This window comes from Lysinibacillus sp. NPDC058147 (genome assembly GCF_042884205.1).
In the GTDB taxonomy this organism is placed as follows: domain Bacteria; phylum Bacillota; class Bacilli; order Bacillales_A; family Planococcaceae; genus Lysinibacillus.
The window spans coordinates 1-21,119 of the sequence record NZ_JBHVUJ010000008.1; the positions used below are offsets into that span (position 1 = coordinate 1).

Annotated in this window: 17 protein-coding genes; 10 read left to right on the forward strand and 7 right to left on the reverse strand. The window is 36.5% G+C overall.

Going from position 1 to position 21,119, the window contains the following annotated elements; genetic code table 11:
- Positions 1 to 493: 493 nt before the first annotated feature.
- The 7 genes from ACFVT8_RS19680 to dnaA all read right to left on the reverse strand — a co-directional run bounded on the left by ACFVT8_RS19680 (position 494) and on the right by dnaA (position 10,411).
- Complete coding sequence (locus tag ACFVT8_RS19680) at positions 494 to 1,576, reverse strand: HD-GYP domain-containing protein (protein ID WP_387084742.1); 1,083 nt, start codon at positions 1,574 to 1,576, stop codon at positions 494 to 496.
- 148 nt (positions 1,577 to 1,724) lie between these two features.
- Complete coding sequence (gyrA, locus tag ACFVT8_RS19685; protein ID WP_387084743.1) at positions 1,725 to 4,193, reverse strand: DNA gyrase subunit A; 2,469 nt, start codon at positions 4,191 to 4,193, stop codon at positions 1,725 to 1,727.
- Between the two features lie 25 nt (positions 4,194 to 4,218).
- Positions 4,219 to 6,153, reverse strand: coding sequence for a DNA topoisomerase (ATP-hydrolyzing) subunit B (gyrB, locus tag ACFVT8_RS19690; protein ID WP_387084744.1), 1,935 nt, complete (start codon positions 6,151 to 6,153; stop codon positions 4,219 to 4,221).
- A 92-nt stretch (positions 6,154 to 6,245) separates the two neighbouring features.
- Positions 6,246 to 7,361 carry a DNA replication/repair protein RecF gene (recF, locus tag ACFVT8_RS19695; protein WP_323654844.1) on the reverse strand — a complete coding sequence of 372 codons (1,116 nt, stop codon included), beginning with the start codon at positions 7,359 to 7,361 and terminating at the stop codon, positions 6,246 to 6,248.
- A gap of 3 nt (positions 7,362 to 7,364) precedes the next feature.
- Positions 7,365 to 7,589 carry a S4 domain-containing protein YaaA gene (yaaA, locus tag ACFVT8_RS19700; protein ID WP_068985825.1) on the reverse strand — a complete coding sequence of 75 codons (225 nt, stop codon included), beginning with the start codon at positions 7,587 to 7,589 and terminating at the stop codon, positions 7,365 to 7,367.
- A 166-nt stretch (positions 7,590 to 7,755) separates the two neighbouring features.
- Positions 7,756 to 8,892 carry a DNA polymerase III subunit beta gene (dnaN, locus tag ACFVT8_RS19705; RefSeq protein ID WP_387084746.1) on the reverse strand — a complete coding sequence of 379 codons (1,137 nt, stop codon included), beginning with the start codon at positions 8,890 to 8,892 and terminating at the stop codon, positions 7,756 to 7,758.
- 169 nt (positions 8,893 to 9,061) lie between these two features.
- Complete coding sequence (gene dnaA / locus ACFVT8_RS19710) at positions 9,062 to 10,411, reverse strand: chromosomal replication initiator protein DnaA (RefSeq protein ID WP_387084748.1); 1,350 nt, start codon at positions 10,409 to 10,411, stop codon at positions 9,062 to 9,064.
- A 564-nt stretch (positions 10,412 to 10,975) separates the two neighbouring features.
- Here dnaA and rpmH point away from each other — a divergent pair.
- The 10 genes from rpmH to ACFVT8_RS19760 all read left to right on the forward strand — a co-directional run bounded on the left by rpmH (position 10,976) and on the right by ACFVT8_RS19760 (position 21,066).
- Positions 10,976 to 11,110 (forward strand): 50S ribosomal protein L34, encoded by a 135-nt coding sequence (gene rpmH, locus ACFVT8_RS19715; protein WP_004233310.1) that lies wholly within the window; start codon positions 10,976 to 10,978, stop codon positions 11,108 to 11,110.
- A gap of 101 nt (positions 11,111 to 11,211) precedes the next feature.
- On the forward strand, positions 11,212 to 11,556 hold the full coding sequence (gene rnpA / locus ACFVT8_RS19720; protein WP_387084750.1) for a ribonuclease P protein component: 345 nt from the start codon (positions 11,212 to 11,214) through the stop codon (positions 11,554 to 11,556).
- Between the two features lie 288 nt (positions 11,557 to 11,844).
- The gene (gene yidC, locus ACFVT8_RS19725; RefSeq protein ID WP_387084752.1) at positions 11,845 to 12,615 is read left to right on the forward strand and encodes a membrane protein insertase YidC; all 771 of its coding nucleotides are present in this window, start codon (positions 11,845 to 11,847) and stop codon (positions 12,613 to 12,615) included.
- A complete protein-coding gene (jag, locus tag ACFVT8_RS19730; protein WP_387084754.1) occupies positions 12,612 to 13,421 on the forward strand; it encodes an RNA-binding cell elongation regulator Jag/EloR in 810 nt (269 codons plus the stop codon). Before yidC ends, jag begins: the two co-directional genes overlap by 4 nt.
- A 387-nt stretch (positions 13,422 to 13,808) precedes the next feature.
- A complete protein-coding gene (gene mnmE, locus ACFVT8_RS19735; protein WP_387084756.1) occupies positions 13,809 to 15,194 on the forward strand; it encodes a tRNA uridine-5-carboxymethylaminomethyl(34) synthesis GTPase MnmE in 1,386 nt (461 codons plus the stop codon).
- A gap of 28 nt (positions 15,195 to 15,222) precedes the next feature.
- Positions 15,223 to 17,118: a tRNA uridine-5-carboxymethylaminomethyl(34) synthesis enzyme MnmG gene (mnmG, locus tag ACFVT8_RS19740; RefSeq protein ID WP_387084758.1), complete on the forward strand. Its 1,896-nt coding sequence runs from the start codon at positions 15,223 to 15,225 to the stop codon at positions 17,116 to 17,118.
- A gap of 146 nt (positions 17,119 to 17,264) precedes the next feature.
- Positions 17,265 to 17,981, forward strand: coding sequence for a 16S rRNA (guanine(527)-N(7))-methyltransferase RsmG (gene rsmG, locus ACFVT8_RS19745; protein ID WP_387084761.1), 717 nt, complete (start codon positions 17,265 to 17,267; stop codon positions 17,979 to 17,981).
- 179 nt (positions 17,982 to 18,160) lie between these two features.
- Complete coding sequence (noc, locus tag ACFVT8_RS19750) at positions 18,161 to 19,057, forward strand: nucleoid occlusion protein (protein WP_387084763.1); 897 nt, start codon at positions 18,161 to 18,163, stop codon at positions 19,055 to 19,057.
- A gap of 406 nt (positions 19,058 to 19,463) precedes the next feature.
- On the forward strand, positions 19,464 to 20,225 hold the full coding sequence (locus ACFVT8_RS19755) for a ParA family protein (protein ID WP_387084765.1): 762 nt from the start codon (positions 19,464 to 19,466) through the stop codon (positions 20,223 to 20,225).
- Positions 20,218 to 21,066: a ParB/RepB/Spo0J family partition protein gene (locus tag ACFVT8_RS19760; RefSeq protein ID WP_387084767.1), complete on the forward strand. Its 849-nt coding sequence runs from the start codon at positions 20,218 to 20,220 to the stop codon at positions 21,064 to 21,066. Before ACFVT8_RS19755 ends, ACFVT8_RS19760 begins: the two co-directional genes overlap by 8 nt.
- Positions 21,067 to 21,119: the final 53 nt, after the last annotated feature.

Genomic DNA, 21,119 nt, shown 5'->3' on the forward strand with positions numbered 1-21,119 from the left:
CGTTCGTCCTGAGCCAGGATCAAACTCTCCATAAAAGAAATTTGATTAGCTCAAATTGTTTTGCTGGCATCATGTTTGATGTCCAAAATTGTGTTTCGTTCACTAACTCAAGGTTAGCTACTAAAAACTTTATTGATTACGTTTTGCTTGTTCAGTTTTCAAGGTTCATTACTTTATTTTAAGTGTCACCTCTTGGCGACTCACTAATAATATCAAGAATCTAAAACTATGTCAACACTTTCTCAAAATAAATCCAATAGTTTTTTTAAATCTATTATTCTCCTTCTACATCACTACGTTAAGAAGATTTAACTAGCCTTAATTTAATAATTTAAAAGAGATAATTTTCTCTATTTGACTTGGTTTTTAAAATATTAATATTCTCGCACTTAGCTCGTTACATTTGGATGTTTTGATTTCGACCCTAAATATTTGTCGATTGAAATAATAATAAAAAGGGCAAACACCAATATTAATGGGCTGCCCTTCAATTTTATAAATTTGTTATAATACGTGAAATATAGAAGGTACGATTTTTACCTAAATCAAATATCTCCCCTGAATGGCTTAGTTTGATAAGTGGTCGAGTTGGTGCAAATTTATTTACAAACATTACTTCGCCTTGTTCCAAATTAGATAGTTCAACTATTGTTCCTAAAGGAAGGTCAGCAACAATATCTATCAGTGCACGAACTACTTTAATATCAAACTTCCCAAACTCTGATTCATTAATCATCTCTATGACTTTAAATGAAGATTGCTTAGCTCTATACACTCGCTCACAAGTCATTGCATGGAATACATCTGCAACCGCGATAATTTGAGCAAAAGTAGAAATATTAGCGATTTTTTCTCCTTTCGGATAGCCACTACCGTTTAAACGCTCATGGTGCTGGAAAATAGCCTCTTTCATCGTATCCTTTAAGATCGTTAAATCTTTGACCATATTGTAGCTATAAATCGGATGCTTATAAATTTCATCAAACTCTTGCTCAGTTAAGGTTGTTTTTTTATCGCGAATACGTGGATGAACTTTTGCCATTCCACAATCTGCTAATAACCCTCCAATTGCAACTTGAATTGTAATTCCTTTGTCATAGCCTAATTTTTGTGCAATCACTGAAGAAATCAATGCTGTTGCTACACAATGATGGTACAAATAGTCTTTTGGATTTGAATACTCATTTAATTCAAAAATGATGGTACGATCTTCTAAAACCATTTCTAATAATGGCAAAATGATTTTACGTGCTTTCGCAATATCTACCTTTGCACCAGCTTCCCAATTTTTAAATTCCTTTTTCAACTGTTCAACAGAATTATCATAAACCTTTTTGAAAGTTGGAACAGAATCTATTGGAACAACTAAGTCTGTTTCTTTTATCTCCGTTCGAGTCTCTATACCATCTTTATAAACAGGGACTCTTGAAATATTAAAAGCAAAAAAAACTTGTAAATGCTCATGGGAAATTATCGTGTTTTTAAAAATTATCGGATATTGTGTATTAGCAAAAATATCTTCTGAAATAACTTTACCAACGCGTAACTCTGAAATTGGGACATGTATAGTTTCCACGCAATTAACTCCTCTTCACTATTTCACTCGCTTTAATATAAGGTTAATTTCATTTTATCATGGTTTTCAAAATAATTACTTATTTTTCATGATTTATGCTAAAAAAACCGATGAACGGCAACATGAGCTGTCGTCATCGGTCTTTTAATTATTCTTCTACTGGATCATTTTCTTCGTTAGCTTCTTCTTCTTCTTTTTCAACCTTCGCTACAGTTGCAACAAGCTCTTCATCGCCTAAACGAATTAAACGAACTCCCTGTGTACTACGGCCAATTAACGAGATATCATTCACATCCATACGGATTAGCATGCCGTTAATTGTAATAAGCATTAAATCTTCTGAACCGTCAACAGTTTTTACAGCTACCATTGGACCGTTTTTATCAGTGATTTGAATTGTTTTTAATCCTACACCGCCACGGCTCTGTAAGCGATATTCCTCTTCAGAAGTACGTTTACCGTAACCTTTTGCTGTAACAACTAAAATTTCCTGTCCTGGTTCAACGATTTCCATACCAACTACTTCGTCACCATCACGTAGTTTAATACCTCGTACACCACCTGCAGTACGGCCCATTGAACGAATATCATCCTCTTGGAAACGTACAAGCATACCATCGCGAGTACCGATAATCACTTGTTTATCGCCATCTGTTAAACGAACAGAAATAAGATCATCATCTTCACGTAAACTTATAGCTATTAAGCCATTTGTTCGGATGTTAGCGAATTGAGAAACTGGTGTACGCTTTGTAATACCTGTTTTAGTAGTGAAGATAAAGTACGCATCTTCATCAAATGAACCTACACGGATCATTGCTGTTACTTTCTCACCTTTTTCAATATTGAGTAAGTTAACAATCGGTAATCCTTTCGCTGTACGCCCAAATTCCGGAATCTCATAACCTTTTGCTCTAAATACTTTTCCTTTTGAAGTGAAGAATAAAATTGTATCGTGTGTAGATGTATTCATAAGATGTTCTACAAAGTCATCTTCATTTGTGCCCATACCTTGCACACCACGACCACCACGTTTTTGACTGCGATATGTATTCGCCGCTAAACGTTTAATATAACCATTGTGCGTTAAAGTTACTACCGAATTTTCGACTGGGATTAAATCCTCGTCCTCAATCATTTCTAAACCGCCAGAAGTAATCTCAGTACGTCGTTTATCGTTAAAGCGTTCTTTTAGTTCTAATATTTCAGTACGAATAATATCAACAATTTTAGCTTCATCCGCTAAAATCGCTTTTAATTCAGCAATTAAAATTTGAAGCTCTTGATATTCTGCTTCAATTTTTTCACGCTCTAATCCACTTAAACGAACTAAACGCATATCTAAAATTGCTTGTGCTTGACGTTCAGATAAATTGAATCGTTCCATTAATTGAGGTTTCGCTTCCTCACCACTACGTGAACCACGAATAATAGCAATAATTTCATCGATATGATCAAGGGCAATACGTAAGCCCTCTAAAATATGTGCACGATCTTCTGCTTTTCTTAAGTCAAATTCCGTACGACGACGAATAATAACCTTTTGGTGCTCTAAATAATGATGCAGCATTTCTTTTAAGCCCATTACTTTAGGTTGACCATTTACTAATGACAGCATATTAATACCGAAGCTCGATTGCATGGCTGTTTGTTTATATAAATTGTTTAAAACTACATTGGCATTTGCATCTTTACGAACTTCAATGACTACTCGCATACCACGTCGGTCAGATTCATCACGTAAGTTTGTAATACCATCAATTTTTTTATCGCGTACAAGCTCTGCTATTTTTTCAATAAGCTTAGCTTTATTGACTTGGTATGGTAATTCATGAATAAGAATTGTTTCTCTACCATTTGACTTTTGTTCAATCTCTACCTTTGCGCGAATAATGATGGAGCCACGACCTGTTTCGTAAGCACGGCGAATACCACTACGACCTAAAATTAATCCCCCAGTTGGGAAATCAGGTCCTGGAATAATTTCCATCAATTCTTCTGTTGTAATAGCAGGATTTTCAGAAAGTGCTATCACTGCATCTATCGTTTCACCTAGTTGATGTGGCGGAATATTTGTCGCCATACCTACCGCAATTCCTGCCGCTCCATTTACTAATAAGTTTGGATAGCGACTTGGAAGGACAATCGGTTCCTTTTCTGAACCATCATAGTTATCTGTATAATCAATTGTGTCTTTATTGATATCACGAAGCATTTCCATTGCAATACGAGACATACGTGATTCTGTATAACGCATCGCTGCCGCTCCGTCACCATCGACAGATCCAAAGTTACCATGACCATCGACTAGCATGTAACGATAGCTGAAATCTTGCGCCATACGTACCATTGCATCATAAATGGATGAGTCACCATGTGGGTGGTATTTACCCATTACGTCCCCAACGATACGTGCTGATTTTTTGTACGCTTTATCAGCTGTATTCCCTAGCTCTTGCATACCATATAAAATTCGGCGATGTACAGGCTTTAACCCATCTCGTACGTCTGGTAATGCACGAGAGACGATTACACTCATCGCATAATCGAGGAAAGATGTTTCAATTTCTTTTGTTATATTAACTCCTTTAACACCGGAGCGTTCTTGTTCTGACAAAGTGTAGACCTCCTCTCAAGAAAAATTAAATATCTAAATTAGCATATACAGCATTTTCTTCGATAAATTGACGACGCGGTTCAACTTCATCGCCCATTAAACGCTCAAATGCTTGGTTTGCTTTAATTGCATCATCTAATTCAACTTGTAACAATGTGCGGTGCTCAGGATCCATTGTAGTTTCCCAAAGCTGCTCTGCATTCATTTCACCTAGACCTTTGTAGCGTTGCACATTTGGTTTTGGCATTTTTGGTAGTCGCTCTAAAATTTCTTTTAATGTTTCTTCATCATAGCAATATTCAACATGCTTACCCTGCTTTACTTGATAAAGAGGTGGCTGTGCAATATAAATATAACCTGCCTCTACGAGAGGTCGAAGGAAACGGAAGAAGAATGTTAATAGTAATGTGCGGATGTGGGCACCATCAACATCGGCATCTGTCATAATAACGATTTTATGATAACGAGCCTTTTCTAAAGTAAACTCTTCACCAATACCTGTACCAAATGCTGTAATCATTGCACGAATTTCTGCATTCGATAAAATTTTATCTAAACGTGCTTTTTCGACGTTAAGGATTTTACCACGTAACGGTAAGATTGCTTGGAAATGTCGGTCACGTCCAGATTTCGCTGAACCACCGGCAGAATCACCCTCAACGATATAAATTTCACATTCAGATGGATTCGTTGATGAACAGTCAGCTAATTTACCTGGTAAACTTGATACTTCAAGGGCATTTTTACGACGTGTAAATTCACGTGCTTTTTTAGCAGCGACACGTGCACGAGCAGCCATTAAACCTTTTTCTACAACTTTACGAGCGACAGTTGGATTTTCTAACATAAATCGTTCAAAACCGTCTGAGAATAAGGAGTTAGTAATTTGGCTAACTTCAGAGTTACCAAGCTTTGTTTTCGTTTGTCCTTCAAATTGTGGATCAGGATGCTTAACTGACACAATAGCTGTTAACCCTTCACGAACATCCTCACCAGTAAGATTTGCATCTGATTCTTTTAATAGTCCATTTTTTCGTGCGTAATCATTAATAACACGTGTTAAAGCGGTTTTAAAACCAGACTCATGTGTACCGCCTTCATACGTATTAATGTTATTAGCAAATGAAAAAATATTTGAAGAGAATCCAGCATTATATTGCATTGCAATTTCAACTGAAATACCATCTTTTTCACCAAGAACATCAATTGGTTCATGGATAGGCTCTTTAGATTGGTTTAAATGCTCTACATAAGAACGGATACCACCTTCATAATGGTACGTAGTAGAACGTTCTTCACCTTCGCGTTCATCAGCAATTGTAATCCCAATGCCACGATTCAAATAAGCTAATTCACGAATACGATGTGCTAAAATATCATATTCATAAACAGTCGTTTCTTTAAATATTTCAGGGTCTGCCTTAAAACGTGTAGTTGTTCCATTACGATCAGAGTCACCAATAATCGTTAGCTCTTGAACAGTTTTCCCACGTTCAAATTTAATTTCATGAATATGACCCTCACGATGAACTTGAACAATTGTCTCAACTGATAGAGCATTTACAACAGATGCCCCTACACCATGAAGACCACCTGATACTTTGTATCCTCCACCGCCAAACTTACCGCCAGCATGGAGCACTGTCATAATAACTTCAACAGCAGGCTTACCCATTTTCTCTTGAATACTTACCGGAATACCACGACCATTGTCTTCTACACGAATCCAATTGTCTTTTTCTATCGTTACTTTTATATCTGTACAAAATCCTGCAAGTGCTTCATCAATACTATTATCAACAATTTCCCATACTAAATGGTGAAGACCTTTAGAGCTTGTTGAACCGATATACATCCCCGGTCTTTTACGTACTGCTTCTAAACCTTCTAATACCTGTATCTGATCGGCTTCATAAGCTTGATTTTGTAAACCTTCGTTCTCTATAGCCACGGCTTTCATCTACTCCTTCATAACATCATTGTGTGTAAATGAATGAACAGTCAACCGAGCTGACTATTACCATTCTTTTGTAATCTAAAAAACTCCCCGGGCTAACTTTCTTCAATCGCTCCCTGTTTCACGTGAAACAGCTGTGCATGCTCCATCGTTTCATGATGAATTCCATCAACACTTGTAGTCGTAACAAAGGTTTGAACTTCACCTTGAATGGTATTTAATAAATGCGATTGGCGATAATCGTCGAGTTCCGACAATACATCATCTAAAAGTAGTATGGGTGTTTCATTTGTTTCTTGTTTAATTAATTCAATTTCAGCAAGTTTTAATGAAAGAGCGGTTGTACGTTGCTGGCCTTGTGAACCATATGTCTGAACGTCATAGCCATTTACTAAAAACTGCAAATCGTCTCGGTGTGGACCAACAAGTGTTACACCTCGATCAAATTCACGCGGCTTAGCTTCAATTAGCTTTTTATGCAAGAAGTCTTCAATTTCACTGGAAGTATGTTCTTTTTCAATACCAGCTACTGTGCGGTATTTAATAACTAACGTCTCCTTCCCTTGTGAAATACCTGCGTGAATTGGCTCTGCCCACTCCTGCAATAAATCCATAAATTGAAATCTTTTTCGAATAATTTGGGTAGCTGCGTGAATATATTGTTCATTATAAACCTCGTACATCACGTCATCTGGCATTGCTTTACCTTGGTTCATCTTTAAAAAGTGGTTACGTTGCTTTAAAACTTTTTGAAAGGTTAATAAATCGTGTAAATAGACAGGCGAAATTTGCCCAATCTCCATATCAATAAAACGTCGTCGTATTTGCGGACTTCCCTTTACAACATTTAAATCTTCGGGTGCAAACATCACGACATTCATTTGGCCAATATAATGACTTAGGCGACTTTGTTCTATGTGATTTATCTTACCTTTTTTGCCTTTTTTCGTAATCGTAAGCTCAATTGGTAAAATACCATGCCTTTTTTGAACGGCCCCTTCTATTTTACCATAGTCTGAATCCCAACGTATTAATTCTTTATCGTTCGTCGTGCGGTGGGATTTGGCCATCGCCAATACGTAAATAGATTCCATAACATTTGTTTTCCCTTGAGCATTTTCACCAATGAAAACATTAATTTTTGGAGAGAAGTTTAAAGCTAAGGCATCATAGTTACGATAATTTGTAAGTTTTAATTGCTCTATATGCATAATCTACTGTCCAGCGGTACCAACGATACGAAATCGACCACATCCAGGAATATTTACAATATCACCGTCACGTAATTTACGACCGCGGCGATCATCTACTTCTCCATTTACATATACATCATTTTCATGTAAAAACCACTTGGCCATGCCACCAGAGCTAATGGCATCAGTCATTTTTAAAAGTTGCCCTAATGTGACAAACTCTACATCAATTTCAATGTCCTTCATAGCTGAGTTCCCCTCCAAATACAGACTGTCTATCTCTCTATCATACCTAAAAATTCGCCATAAGTAAAAAAAGATAGCCGCAACTAGCGACTATCATAACGTTTTTCAAAGTATTTAGAGTTTGAAATGATGGAGTTTATTCTCTCCATCAAAAATTGTTTAAATTTTAGTAAGTACGTACAGGTAAAATCAACTGTAAAATAGCATCGTCATGAACTGAACGTAAAATAAACGGTCTCATTGCTCCTGTAAATTGAATGACTACATCTTGACCATCTATTGCTTTCAATGCTTCCATCATGTATTTCGCACTGAAAGAAATTTTCAAGTTTTCCCCCTCTAATGATTCAACAGGAATTTCCTCTTGAACCTTACCTATTTCTGGAGAATTAGAAGAAACTTCAACAGCTTGATTACCTAAAATCTCAAAACGGACAACATTATTACGATCGCCACGAGCAACAAGAGATGCACGATCGATTGCTTGTAATAACGATTTACCGTTAATTGTTAGATTTGTTTGATACTCTTCTGGAATTAAACGTGATGTATCTGGGTAGTTACCTTCAAGTAAGCGAGAGAAGAATAACACTTCTCCAGTTTTAAATAACACTTGTTGGCTTGTCATAACAATTTGCACAAGATTTGTAGAATCTTCTAAAACTTTATTTAACTCATTTAAACTTTTACCAGGAATTACAACGCTGTGTTCAACTTCAGGTAAATTTTCCAGTTGAACTTTACGTCTTGCCAAACGGTGGCTATCTGTTGCAACACAGATTAATGTTTCGTTTTTTATCTGCCAGTTTACACCTGTCAACACCGGTCTACTTTCTGAAGTGGCAACAGCGAATACTGTTTCACGGATAATTGACTTTAATAGATCTGCAGGAATAGTAAATTTTTGATCCTCTGTTAATTCGGGTAATAAAGGATATTCAGCAGCATCAGAGCCAATTAAGTGGAATTCAGATTTACCTGAACGGATATGAGTTTGGAAACCAGTTGTTACTTGAATTTCAACCTCATTTGTTGGTAACTTACGTACAATTTCATTAAACATACGAGCTTGTACAACAATTGATCCTGTTTCTGTAATATGAATTATTTGTTGACCATCTTCTTCAACTGGAATAAATGTTTGAATTGTAATATCAGCATCACTACCTGTTAAGCGAATACCCTCATCTGTTACATCAATTTTTATCCCCGTTAAAATTGGAATAGTCGTTTTTGAACTTACGGCTTTCATGACATCATTTAAACCCTCTAATAAACGGTCACGTAAAATATCAAATTTCATTCGTTTTCCCTCACATATTTATATTATTTATTTATATAAAATAAAAAAGATATAGTAATAGGCCCTGTGGATTTGTGGATAAGTGTTTTCAAGTGAATAAAATCAGTCTATCCACATGTAGATAGACTGTGTATAAGTTTGTGTTTAAACATTAGTGTTGTCCACAGAATTATTTTCCTAGCATGCTTCGAATTTGTTTAATATCTTGCTGTAGTTGAGCGTCATTTTTCAACATAGAAGATATTTTTTCGTGAGCATGAATAACAGTAGTATGGTCACGTCCACCAAATTCTTCGCCAATTTTCGGCAGCGAAAAATCTGTTAATTCGCGAGATAAAAACATGGCGACTTGACGTGGAAAGGCAATTAACTTTGTACGTTTTTTCGCGGCAAAATCCTCTAATCGAATGTTAAAGTGCTCTCCTACTGCATTTTGAATGTCTAATATTGTGACAGTTCGTGGCTTTGAATTAGGGATAATATCCTTTAATGCTTCAGCAGCCAAAGTCGCATTAATATCCTTGTTAACAAGTGATGAATAGGCAACGACGCGAATAAGCGCACCTTCAAGCTCCCGAATATTGGAGTCAATCTGGTTCGCAATATAGAGCATGACTTCATTTGGCACTTCTAGACCATCAGCCTTTGCCTTTTTTCGAAGAATGGCGATACGAGTTTCCAAATCAGGAGGCGCAATATCTGTAATTAGCCCCCATTCGAATCTAGAACGTAAACGATCTTCCAATGTCGGTATTTCCTTAGGAGGACGGTCACTGGAAATAACAATTTGTTTCGATTCTTCATGCAATGTATTAAAAGTATGGAAAAATTCTTCTTGAGTTGATTCTTTTCCAGCTAGAAATTGAATATCATCAATTAGCAGTACATCTACATTGCGATATTTATTGCGGAAATCAAGTGCCTTATTATCTCGAATTGAATTAATAAATTCATTTGTAAATTTTTCAGATGATAAATATACCACTTTCGCATTTGGATTATGTTCCAGTACATAATGACCAATCGCATGCATTAAGTGTGTTTTGCCAAGCCCTACTCCCCCATAGATAAAAAATGGGTTATAAGCCTTCGCAGGCGCTTCTGCGACAGCTAGCGAGGCAGCATGTGCAAAGCGGTTACCAGAGCCAATAACAAACGTATCAAAAGTATATTTCGGGTTTAACATACCTGGTGAAATATCATGGTGATCGTCATTTTTTGCTTGGATAATCGGCGCTGGTAAATCGAAATCGTCCGAATCCTGGTTTTTTTGAACAACAAATTTAATAAGCAAGTCTTCGCCTGTAAGCTCCGTTAATATACCTGTAATCAAATGAATATAATGATTTTCAAGCCAGTCTCGAGCAAACGAATTTGGCGCAGCAATTGTCACAGTAGAACCACTACCATTGTAGGAAAGTAGTTTAGTAGACTTTAGCCACGTTTCGAAGCTTGGTTTAGAAATTTTTTGTTCAACTTGAGCCAGGACATTATTCCATAGTTCTTCTAAATGTTCCAAGCTGCTAATCTCCTTTTCAGTTCAATACAATTACAATACTAAAAGCGCATTTATAGAAACGGTAAATACGTTCATTTTACAACTAGTCCACAAACTCACAAGTTGTGGATAAAAGTTAACCAAAGGCTGTGATAAAAATTATCCACAGCATATTAACAGTTGTGGATAAAATAAAAGTTCATTTCAGTTTTCAACAAAGTGAAGCACAGATATCGTATCAGAAAAACAAAGCTATTTCAATAGTTTGTGAAACTTATCCACACACCTTTCATTTATGCACTCCCAAGTTGTCCACAAGGTCTGCTTATGTGAAAAAGGTGTAGATAAATGTTGTGGATAAAAAATAATGCAAAAAATACTATACACAACTCTGTGTAAAAAAAACAAGTATTCTGTGGATAATTTATATTTGTATCAGTAGAAGATGATCGTAGTAAAAAGATAGACATAGACTCGCTTAATATAGAAATTTATAAAATTCATTGACAAAATCACTAGTTACTTTATATAATATTCAGGTCTGTATGTTGAAAAATTCAACTCAATCAGGAGGTGTCTATATAAATGAAACGTACTTACCAACCAAAAAAACGTAAGCACAGCAAAGTTCACGGTTTCCGCGCACGTATGAGCACGAAAAACGGTCGCAAAGTTCTTGCTGCTCGCCGTCGTAAAGGAAGAAAAGTATTATCAGCATAAAATAAGTCCACTGAGACACATCAGTGGTCTTTTTTTTCTTTATTTTTGGTAAACCTAGAAATGAGGATTAAAGGATAATTATCGAGTAGCAGGTGAAAGAAATGAAAAAACGCCAACGAGTGAAGAAAAACGATGATTTTCAAAAGGTGTTTAAAAAGGGTAAATCTTTCGCTAATCGTCAGTTTGTCGTATATTTTTTAGAAAAAGAGGGACAAGCAGAATTTCGTGTAGGATTATCGGTTAGTAAAAAGCTTGGTAATGCAGTAACACGCAACCAGATCAAACGCTATATTCGACAAAGTATTCATGAATTAAAGGATGAGCTAAAGTCGAATATGGACTATGTTATTATCGCCAGACAACCGGCGGCCACTATGGATTTTCATGAAATAAAACAGAGTTTGCAGCATGTACTACGAATCGCAAAAGTATTAAAGAAGACGTAATATGGATGGCAACCAAAGTGGTGAATAGAAGCGTTTCTGCGCAAAAGTGAAGTTGCTGGAAATACTCACTAGGGTATTTTTAAATAGAATTTCACTACAATATATGAATTATTAGTAACATTACTTAGTAAATATGTGCACATTGTTAGAATATTTAGTAGAGTGAAACGTTATATGCATGATAAAATAACTGATAACTTTATTCAGTAGCAGGAAACTGTAAATGTCTAAAGAAGAGAACGCATATAGTTTTAGAAAAAGTGAATAGTATTTGTAGGGGGAAAAAGGTTGAAGAAACAACTTTGGGTAATTTTGTCGCTAGCATCTGTAGCATTACTACTATCTGGTTGTACAGAATTCAAAGAACCAATCTCCAAAGAAAGCACAGGCTTCTGGAATGAATTCATTGTTTGGCCTTTAGTGTCAGCGATTAAATACTTTGCTGATATGCTCGGTTCATATGCATGGGGGATTATTGTTGTAACGATTATTATTCGTTTAGCGGTTCTTCCATTAATGATTAAACAAACAAAGAGCTCTAAAAAAATGCAAGAAATTCAGCCGAAATTGAAAGAATTGCAAAAGAAGTATGCTTCTAAGGATGCACAGACACAGCAACAGTATCAAAAAGAGATGATGCAGCTTATGAGTGAGTCTGGTGTCAATCCACTTGCTGGATGTTTACCTGTATTCATTCAAATGCCAATTTTAATTGGTTTCTATCATGCGATTAGTCGTATGAATGCTACACCTGCTTTTGATTTAGGGAATTTCTTTATTTTCCCGTTAGCAGAAACTGCGCCAGCACTAGCAATTACTGCTGGTTTAATGCAATTTATCGTTTTACGTACGGGCCCAGCGATGGATAACCCTCAAATGAAAATAATGATGTACATTATGCCATTTATGATTATTGCTTTCGGTATGGCATTACCAGCAGCATTATCATTATACTGGGTAGTCGGTAACATTATTTCGATTGCTCAAAACCTGTTTATTTACAAACCTTGGGAAAAAAATAAAACACAACCTGCTCAAAATGGAGGGGCTAAAAAGTGAAACAACTTACGCAAATAGGCGCAACAACACAAGAAGCGATCTCATTGGCGTTACAGAAACTTGGCAAAACCCGTGAACAAGTAGATGTTGAAGTTTTACAAGAAGGTAAAAAAGGATTTTTAGGTTTTGGGGCACGATCTGCAGAAGTTCGTGTAACAGTAAAGGAAGTACAGGTTCGATCAACAATTGAAGAAGAAAAAGCTGAACAGCAAAATACGACTCAATTTGTCGAACCAACAGTAATAGATGATGTTGAAGCAATAAGTTCACAAGTTTCTGAACAACCAAGTGATATCGAAGCTGTTCAACAAGTCGTAGAGGAACAAAAAGAGGAAGAAGAAACCTCAGTAAACCCAATTGAAGAAGCGAAGGCTTACGTAGTAAATATTGCTGAACAATTGGATATTCATGATCTTGAAATTGAAACGACACGTGAAGGGAAATATGTATTATTTCAACTGAAGAGCGAGAAAGCTGCACTGCTAATAGGGAAACGTGGTCAAACATTAAATTCCTTGCAGCAATTAACACAACTTGTGTTAAATAAAAGTGCAAAACAGTTCTTAATGGTGAAATTAGACGTAGAAAACTATCGTGAACGTCGCCAAGTAGCTTTGGAGTTACTGGCAGATCGTATGGCGGATAAAGCACTTCGCTTAAATCAGCGTGTGACATTTGAGCCAATGCAGTCGTACGAAAGAAAAATTATTCATAATCAATTGGCAAATCGCCTTGATATTGAAACATATTCAGAAGGAACGGAGCCTAATCGTTATTTAGTCATTGAACCTGTAAAGAACGGCTAAACTTCGCTAAACTTCGTAAAAACATACAGGCAAAAATCTAAAGTCATTTTATCGTCATGATAAAATGACTTTTTTTATGTTGTTACTCGTCTCTCGTGAGCGAGTAGCCTAGAACGGAAATCAACCCTTTGTTTTGTCGAAGAACCATACTTTATTCATTGACACCTTAATTACATTGGCAAAATAGTTTTTTTATGATCTAGAAAGAACGTTCTAGCATTTGCAATTTTTGTCGAAGTACGTGTTATAATGTAGAGCTCTCTTATTATCCACAATTGGAAATTATCCTTACTTTAGATTTTATCAAAAATATGTTAGTCTAAGGTGTTAGTAAGTATTGGTCGGTTTTATTTATCCACATGTGGATAACGTTAAGGAGGTCATTTAATGGAGTTCGATACAATTGCTGCGATATCTACACCGATGGGTGAAGGAGCTATTGCTATTGTTCGCTTAAGTGGGGACGAAGCAGTCGCAATTGCAGATAAAATATTCAGATCGCCTGGTGGGAAAAGTTTAACAACAAAAGCTTCACATACAATTCATTATGGACATTTGGTCGATCCAAAGACAAATGAGATTGTAGAGGAAGTAATGCTGTCATTAATGCGCGGACCTAAAACCTTCACCCGTGAGGATGTAATCGAAATTAACTGTCACGGGGGACTAGTTTCGGTTAACCGTGTATTAAAGCTAGTATTAACAAATGGGGCAAGACTCGCGGAGCCAGGTGAATTTACAAAACGCGCGTTCCTAAATGGACGTATTGATTTATCACAGGCTGAAGCAGTCATGGATTTAATAAGAGCAAAAACTGATAGAGCGATGAATGTTGCTTTGGGGCAAATGGATGGCAAATTATCGCGTTTAATTGGTGACTTACGCCAAGCATTACTAGAGACATTAGCGCAAGTAGAGGTTAATATAGATTATCCGGAGTATGATGATGTAGAAGAGATGACGGTACCCGTATTAGTAGAAAAATGTACGTGGGTACGAAATGAAATTATTAAACTTTTGCAAACATCTTCTCAGGGAAAAATATTACGAGAGGGTCTATCAACTGTTATTTTAGGCCGCCCAAACGTTGGGAAATCTTCTCTTTTAAATAGTTTAGTACAGGAGAATAAGGCTATTGTGACAGATATAGCAGGTACAACTCGTGATATTATAGAAGAGTACGTGAATGTACGTGGTGTTCCGCTTCGTTTAGTCGATACAGCTGGTATTCGAGAGACAGAGGATATCGTTGAACGAATTGGTGTTGAACGTTCACGTGAGGCTCTGCGTGGCGCGGATTTAATTTTATTTGTTTTAAACTTCGCAGAGGAATTGACTGCTGAGGATGAGCGTCTCTTCGAAACAATTCAAGCGATGGATTACATCGTTATTGTCAATAAAACAGATCTACCGCAAAAAATTGATGTAGCTCGCGTTAAAGAGCTAGCAGGCAATCATCGCGTTGTGACAACTTCTCTTTTACAGGAAGAAGGTATCGCAGAGCTAGAGGAAGCGATTGCCGCGTTATTCTTTGAAGGGCAAATTGAAGCGGGCGATTTAACATATGTTTCAAATGCAAGACATATTGCATTACTTCATCAAGCACAAGCAACGGTCGAGGATGCATTAGCTGGAGCACAAGCTGGTGTACCTGTTGATATGGTGCAAATAGATGTCACTAGAACTTGGGAAATACTTGGTGAAATTATCGGCGACACAGTACAGGAAAGCCTAATCAATCAGTTATTTTCACAGTTCTGCTTAGGAAAATAATTTTACTAAAGAAAGGAAGATACGAGCTATGCCAACAAATTATGAGGCAGGCACGTTTGATGTTATCGTAATTGGCGCAGGCCACGCAGGATCTGAAGCTGCACATGCTGCTGCCAAAATGGGTGCTAACACACTGATGTTAACAATCAATTTAGATATGATTGCATTTATGCCATGCAATCCTTCCATTGGTGGTCCTGCCAAAGGAATCGTAGTACGAGAAATTGACGCATTAGGTGGCGTCATGGGGAAAGTTATTGATAAAACGCATATTCAAATGCGGATGTTAAATACAGGGAAAGGTCCTGCTGTGCGTGCATTACGTGCACAAGCGGACAAAGTTTTATACCAACAAGAAATGAAACGCATCTTGGAGGAAACTGAGAATTTGACAATTCAGCAAGGAATGGTGGAAGAACTAATAATTGAGGACGGGGAAGTACAAGGTGTTATTACACAAATTGGTGCTATTTACCGCGCTCAAACAGTTGTTATCACAACAGGTACATTCCTTCGTGGTGAAATCATTATTGGTGACGTAAAATATTCAAGTGGTCCTAATAACCAACAACCGTCAATTCGTTTAGCTGATAACTTAAAAGAGCTTGGTTTTGACCTTGTGCGTTTTAAAACAGGTACACCACCACGAGTGAATAACCGTACAATTGATTATGATAAAACAGAGATACAACCAGGAGATGAGGTTCCACGTGCATTCAGTTTTGAAACAACTGAATTCATCATGGATCAGCTACCTTGCTGGTTAACTTATACAAGCCTAGAAACACATGAAATTATCGAGGCAAACCTACATCTTTCACCGATGTACTCAGGGATGATTAAAGGTACGGGTCCACGTTATTGCCCTTCTATTGAAGATAAAGTTGTGCGATTTAACGATAAACCGCGCCACCAAATCTTCCTAGAGCCAGAAGGTCGCAATACACGTGAAGTATATGTACAAGGTTTATCAACTAGCTTACCAGAGCATGTACAAACACGTTTACTAAAATCAATCCCAGGCTTAGAAAACGCAGAAATGATGCGTGCTGGCTATGCTATTGAGTACGATGCAATCGTGCCAACACAATTGTGGCCAACTTTAGAAACAAAACGTATTAAAGGCTTATATACTGCTGGTCAAATCAACGGCACATCAGGTTACGAGGAAGCGGCCGCTCAAGGCGTAATGGCTGGGATAAATGCTGCTGCTAATGTACTTGGTAAACAAGAATTAATCTTAAGTCGCTCAGATGCTTATATTGGCGTATTAATTGATGATCTAGTAACAAAAGGAACAAATGAACCGTATCGCTTACTAACATCTCGCGCAGAATATCGTTTACTACTTCGTCATGATAACGCTGATTTACGTTTAGTAGAGCTAGGTTACAATATGGGAATGGTTACTGAGGAAAGACATGCAAAATTCAATGAGAAAAAAGAGCTGATTGAAAACGAAATTGCACGTCTCCGTGAAGTTATTATTAAACCAAATGAAGTAACACAAGCTACCATTCGCTCTGTAGGCGGTAGTGAGCTAAAAGATGGTATCCGTGGAGCGGATTTATTAAAACGTACAGAAATGCATTATGAATTAGTTTCTTCGTTAATTCCAGCAGATATAGAGTTTTCGGATGAAGTGAAAGAACAAATTGAAATTCAGCTTAAATACGAAGGTTATATTGAAAAAGCATTGCAACAAGTTGAAAAGCTTCATAAAATGGAGAATAAAAAAATCCCAGAAAATATTGATTATGACGCTATTTCAGGTCTAGCAACAGAAGCTCGACAAAAATTAAAACAAGTTACACCACTTTCCATTGCCCAAGCATCGCGAATCTCTGGTGTAAACCCTGCAGATATTTCAATATTACTTGTTTATATTGAGCAAGGTAAAATAGCACGCGTCAGCGGTGAATAATGAACAACAGTAAAGTGAATAAGAGGCGGGCATACCTTTTGTGCCCGCTTCCTATTTTTAAGGCTATGCTATTTTTACAAAGTTGATTTGATGATTACAAATCAATAATAGGGATAGTAAAGCCATATAGAAAAAGGAGACTTTACATGAACGAACAACAATTTATCGAAGCTCTAAAGAAGAAGGGCATTGAACTTTCTGAAAAGCAGATGGCTCAATTCAAAAAATACTTTGAGTTACTTGTTGAGTGGAATGAAAAGATGAACTTAACGGCTATTACGGATTTAGAAGGTGTTTATTTAAAGCACTTCTATGATTCGATTAGTGCCTCTTTCTATTTTGATTTTTCAAAAGTGACGACAGTTTGTGATGTTGGAGCAGGTGCTGGTTTCCCAAGTATTCCAATTAAAATCTGTTTCCCACATTTACATGTAACAATTGTCGATTCTTTAAATAAAAGAATTACATTTTTAAATCATTTAAGTGATGAGTTACAATTAGAGAATATGCATTTTGTACATGCCCGTGCAGAGGAATTTGCTCAAAATGCTAAATATCGTGAACAGTTTGATGTTGTAACAGCTCGTGCGGTAGCACGATTATCGGTCTTATCAGAGTTATGTGTACCACTAGCGAAGCAAGGTGGCTATTTTGTTGCTTTAAAAGCAGCAGCTGGTGCGGAAGAGTTAAAAGATGCAAAAAAAGCATTGGCTACATTAGGGGTTGCACTAAAAGAAGAATTTTCTTTCCAGCTACCTGTTGAAGAAAGTGACCGTATGTTGTATATCTTTGATAAAATAAAAGGAACACCAAAAAAATACCCGCGTAAACCAGGTGTACCAAATAAAACACCGATTCAATAATTAGTGTTTCATGTGAAACTTCTCAAAGTAGAAAATATTTTTTCTATTTTGAGCATACATACTAGTTATGGATGGTTCACGCAAATGACATCTATGAACTATATACATTTTAAGAAATATAATAAATAATAATAGAATAAAACAGAGCAAGATAGTTACTTAAAGGTGGTGCCACTTGGATGAAAAGTCCTTTTTCACGTTTTTTTGGAGGCGGGAATAAAACTGAGCCTATTGTGAAAAATGAAGTAGAACAAGCAGAGGCGGTTCATGCAGCAGAAGAAGTTATAAAGCTACCTATTGATCAAATTGTGCCTAACCGTTTTCAGCCACGTACTATTTTTGATGATGAAAAAATTGAAGAATTATCAAGAACCATTCATACGCATGGTGTGATTCAGCCAATTGTTGTACGTAAAACAGCAGAAAATCAATATGAAATCATTGCTGGTGAGCGTCGTTATCGAGCAATGAAAAAGCTACAATGGACAGAAGTTCCAGCAATCATAAGAAATTTAACTGATAAGGAAACAGCCTCTATCGCGTTAATTGAGAACCTACAGCGTGAAGAATTAACAGCAATTGAAGAAGCTGTTGCCTATCAAAAATTATTAGAGCTTCATGAGCTGACACAAGAAGCTTTGGCCCAACGACTTGGAAAAGGACAATCCACGGTAGCCAATAAATTACGTTTATTAAAGTTGCCTCAAGAAGTGCAGCAAGCTATTTTGAAGCGTGAAATCTCTGAACGACATGCACGAGCATTAATTGCTATTAAAGATCAGCCATTACAGCTAGAAGTTTTACAACAAACGATTGAGAATGATTGGAACGTTCGTCAGTTAGAAGAGCAAATTTATTCTTTATTACATCCAGAGGCAGAAGTTCAAGAAGAAGCGGAACCGAAGAAAGTAAAGCCAAGACGTAAGGCTATTAGTAAAGATGTACGCATTGCTTTAAATACGATTAAACAATCGTTATCTATGGTAACAAAGAGTGGTATAACAGTTAAGACCGAAGAAGAAGATACAGAGGAATATTATCAAATTACAGTGAAAATACCTAAAAAGAAAAAGTAATAAATCGTAATTGAAATTATATTAGAAAAATAAAGAATTGACTTTTATATCTCTATAAAGAGGAGACATTTCAGTAATATTTCTGAGATGTCTCCTTTTTTGCATATATTCTTAATATTTTATACAACTATTTTCTATTTTTTTGATAGAATGAAAGTAAGATAGAGGTATTTAACTTCTTTTAGCAAGTGTTTTTGTAACGAAAGTGTAGTGACAGGTACAGAAGTCTCTCACCTCTATAAGTGGTGAGATAAGTGAACGAGGGTTTAAGTTACTTTTCAGCGGGTACCCAAACATCCGCTTCAAAGCCGATTCCGGACGCAATTATGCCGAGGCATAATAGATCAGTGATTTTACAAATGATTTGTCAAAGTGAACTTTGATAGATGAAAGCAGGTGCTTTTAAATGGGTAGAATTATAGCAATCGCCAATCAAAAGGGTGGCGTAGGAAAAACAACGACATCGGTTAATTTGAGCGCTTGTCTAGCATATTTAGGGAAGAAAGTGCTCTTAATCGATACTGATCCACAAGGAAATACAACGAGTGGACTTGGCGTTAATAAAGGAGAACTTCAAGGCTGTATTTATGATGTATTAATTGATGATGAAAACGTTAAAGATGTCATTCAACAAACAAATGTCGAAAACTTAGCAATCGTTCCAGCAACCATTTCACTAGCCGGAGCAGAAATTGAATTAGTTTCGACAATTTCCAGAGAAGTACGTTTAAAGCATGCACTTCAAGATGTAAAAGAAGATTATGACTATATTATTATTGATTGCCCACCTTCGTTAGGGCTCCTAACAATTAATGCTTTAACCGCTTCGGATGCGCTTATTATTCCTGTACAATGCGAATATTACGCATTAGAGGGGTTAAGTCAGTTGTTATCAACTGTCCGTTTAGTGCAAAAACATTTAAATCAGCAATTATACATTGATGGTGTATTATTGACGATGCTTGATGCACGAACAAACCTAGGCTTACAAGTTATTGATGAAGTAAAAAAATATTTTCAAGATAAAGTATACAAAACAATTATTCCTCGTAATGTGCGTTTAAGTGAGGCTCCAAGTCATGGGCAGCCGATTATCATTTATGACGCAAAATCAAGAGGTGCTGAAGTGTATTTAGAGATGGCGAGGGAAGTGATTAAAAATGGCTAAAGGTTTAGGGAGAGGCATAGGTGCCTTATTTCCTGGAGAGTCTATAGAACAAAGTGGGCAAGTGGAAGAAATACAATTAGAGCTGATCGTCGCAAATCCATTTCAGCCTCGTAAAATTTTCGATGAAGAAGCTTTACAAGAATTAGCTGACTCTATACAGGAACATGGTATTTTACAGCCAATTGCTGTACGTAAAAAAGGACGTAAATATGAAATCGTTGCTGGAGAACGCCGCTATAGAGCGACTCAATTAGCAGGGTTAGAGGTTATTCCGGCTATTATAAAAGAGTTTTCAGATGCGCAAATGATGGAGCTAGCCATTTTAGAAAATTTACAGCGTGAAGATTTGACAGTTATTGAAGAGGCTGAGGCATATCATAGCTTAATGGAGAGCTTACATTTAACACAAGAGGAGCTATCCAAAAGATTAGGTAAAAGTAGACCACATATTGCCAATCATGTTCGTTTACTTGCATTGCCAGAGGATGTTCGAGAGTTTATGAATGATGGAACATTATCTATGGGACAAGGACGAGCGTTACTTGGATTAAAAAATAAAAGAAGAATATCAGAAGTGGCAAATAAGGTCATTAAACAAGGTTTAAATGTACGACAAGTTGAAATGTTAGTACACAACTTAAATGAAGAAGTTTCACGTGAAACAACTCAACCAAAGAAAAAAGATATATTCGTTGCAGCTAAGGAATCACAGTTACGTGATTACTTCGGAACAAATGTACAAATTAGGAAAGCGAATAATAAAGGTAAAATTGAAATTGAATTTTATTCTGAAGATGATTTAGAACGTATTTTAGAAATATTAAATTTACAGGAAGAGTAAGAAAAATATCGATAACGTAATCAGAGCGCCGAACTACAAGGCGCTCTCTATTT

Excerpts from the sequence above, each read along its gene's own strand:
- gyrB (WP_387084744.1), bottom strand. The coding sequence starts at position 6,153 with ATGAAAGCCGTGGCTATAGAGAACGAAGGTTTACAAAATCAAGCTTAT.
- recF (WP_323654844.1), bottom strand. The coding sequence starts at position 7,361 with ATGCATATAGAGCAATTAAAACTTACAAATTATCGTAACTATGATGCC.
- yaaA (WP_068985825.1), bottom strand. The coding sequence starts at position 7,589 with ATGAAGGACATTGAAATTGATGTAGAGTTTGTCACATTAGGGCAACTT.
- dnaN (WP_387084746.1), bottom strand. The coding sequence starts at position 8,892 with ATGAAATTTGATATTTTACGTGACCGTTTATTAGAGGGTTTAAATGAT.
- rpmH (WP_004233310.1), top strand. The coding sequence starts at position 10,976 with ATGAAACGTACTTACCAACCAAAAAAACGTAAGCACAGCAAAGTTCAC.
- rnpA (WP_387084750.1), top strand. The coding sequence starts at position 11,212 with ATGAAAAAACGCCAACGAGTGAAGAAAAACGATGATTTTCAAAAGGTG.
- mnmE (WP_387084756.1), top strand. The coding sequence starts at position 13,809 with ATGGAGTTCGATACAATTGCTGCGATATCTACACCGATGGGTGAAGGA.
- mnmG (WP_387084758.1), top strand. The coding sequence starts at position 15,223 with ATGCCAACAAATTATGAGGCAGGCACGTTTGATGTTATCGTAATTGGC.
- rsmG (WP_387084761.1), top strand. The coding sequence starts at position 17,265 with ATGAACGAACAACAATTTATCGAAGCTCTAAAGAAGAAGGGCATTGAA.
- noc (WP_387084763.1), top strand. The coding sequence starts at position 18,161 with ATGAAAAGTCCTTTTTCACGTTTTTTTGGAGGCGGGAATAAAACTGAG.
- ACFVT8_RS19755 (WP_387084765.1), top strand. The coding sequence starts at position 19,464 with ATGGGTAGAATTATAGCAATCGCCAATCAAAAGGGTGGCGTAGGAAAA.
- ACFVT8_RS19760 (WP_387084767.1), top strand. The coding sequence starts at position 20,218 with ATGGCTAAAGGTTTAGGGAGAGGCATAGGTGCCTTATTTCCTGGAGAG.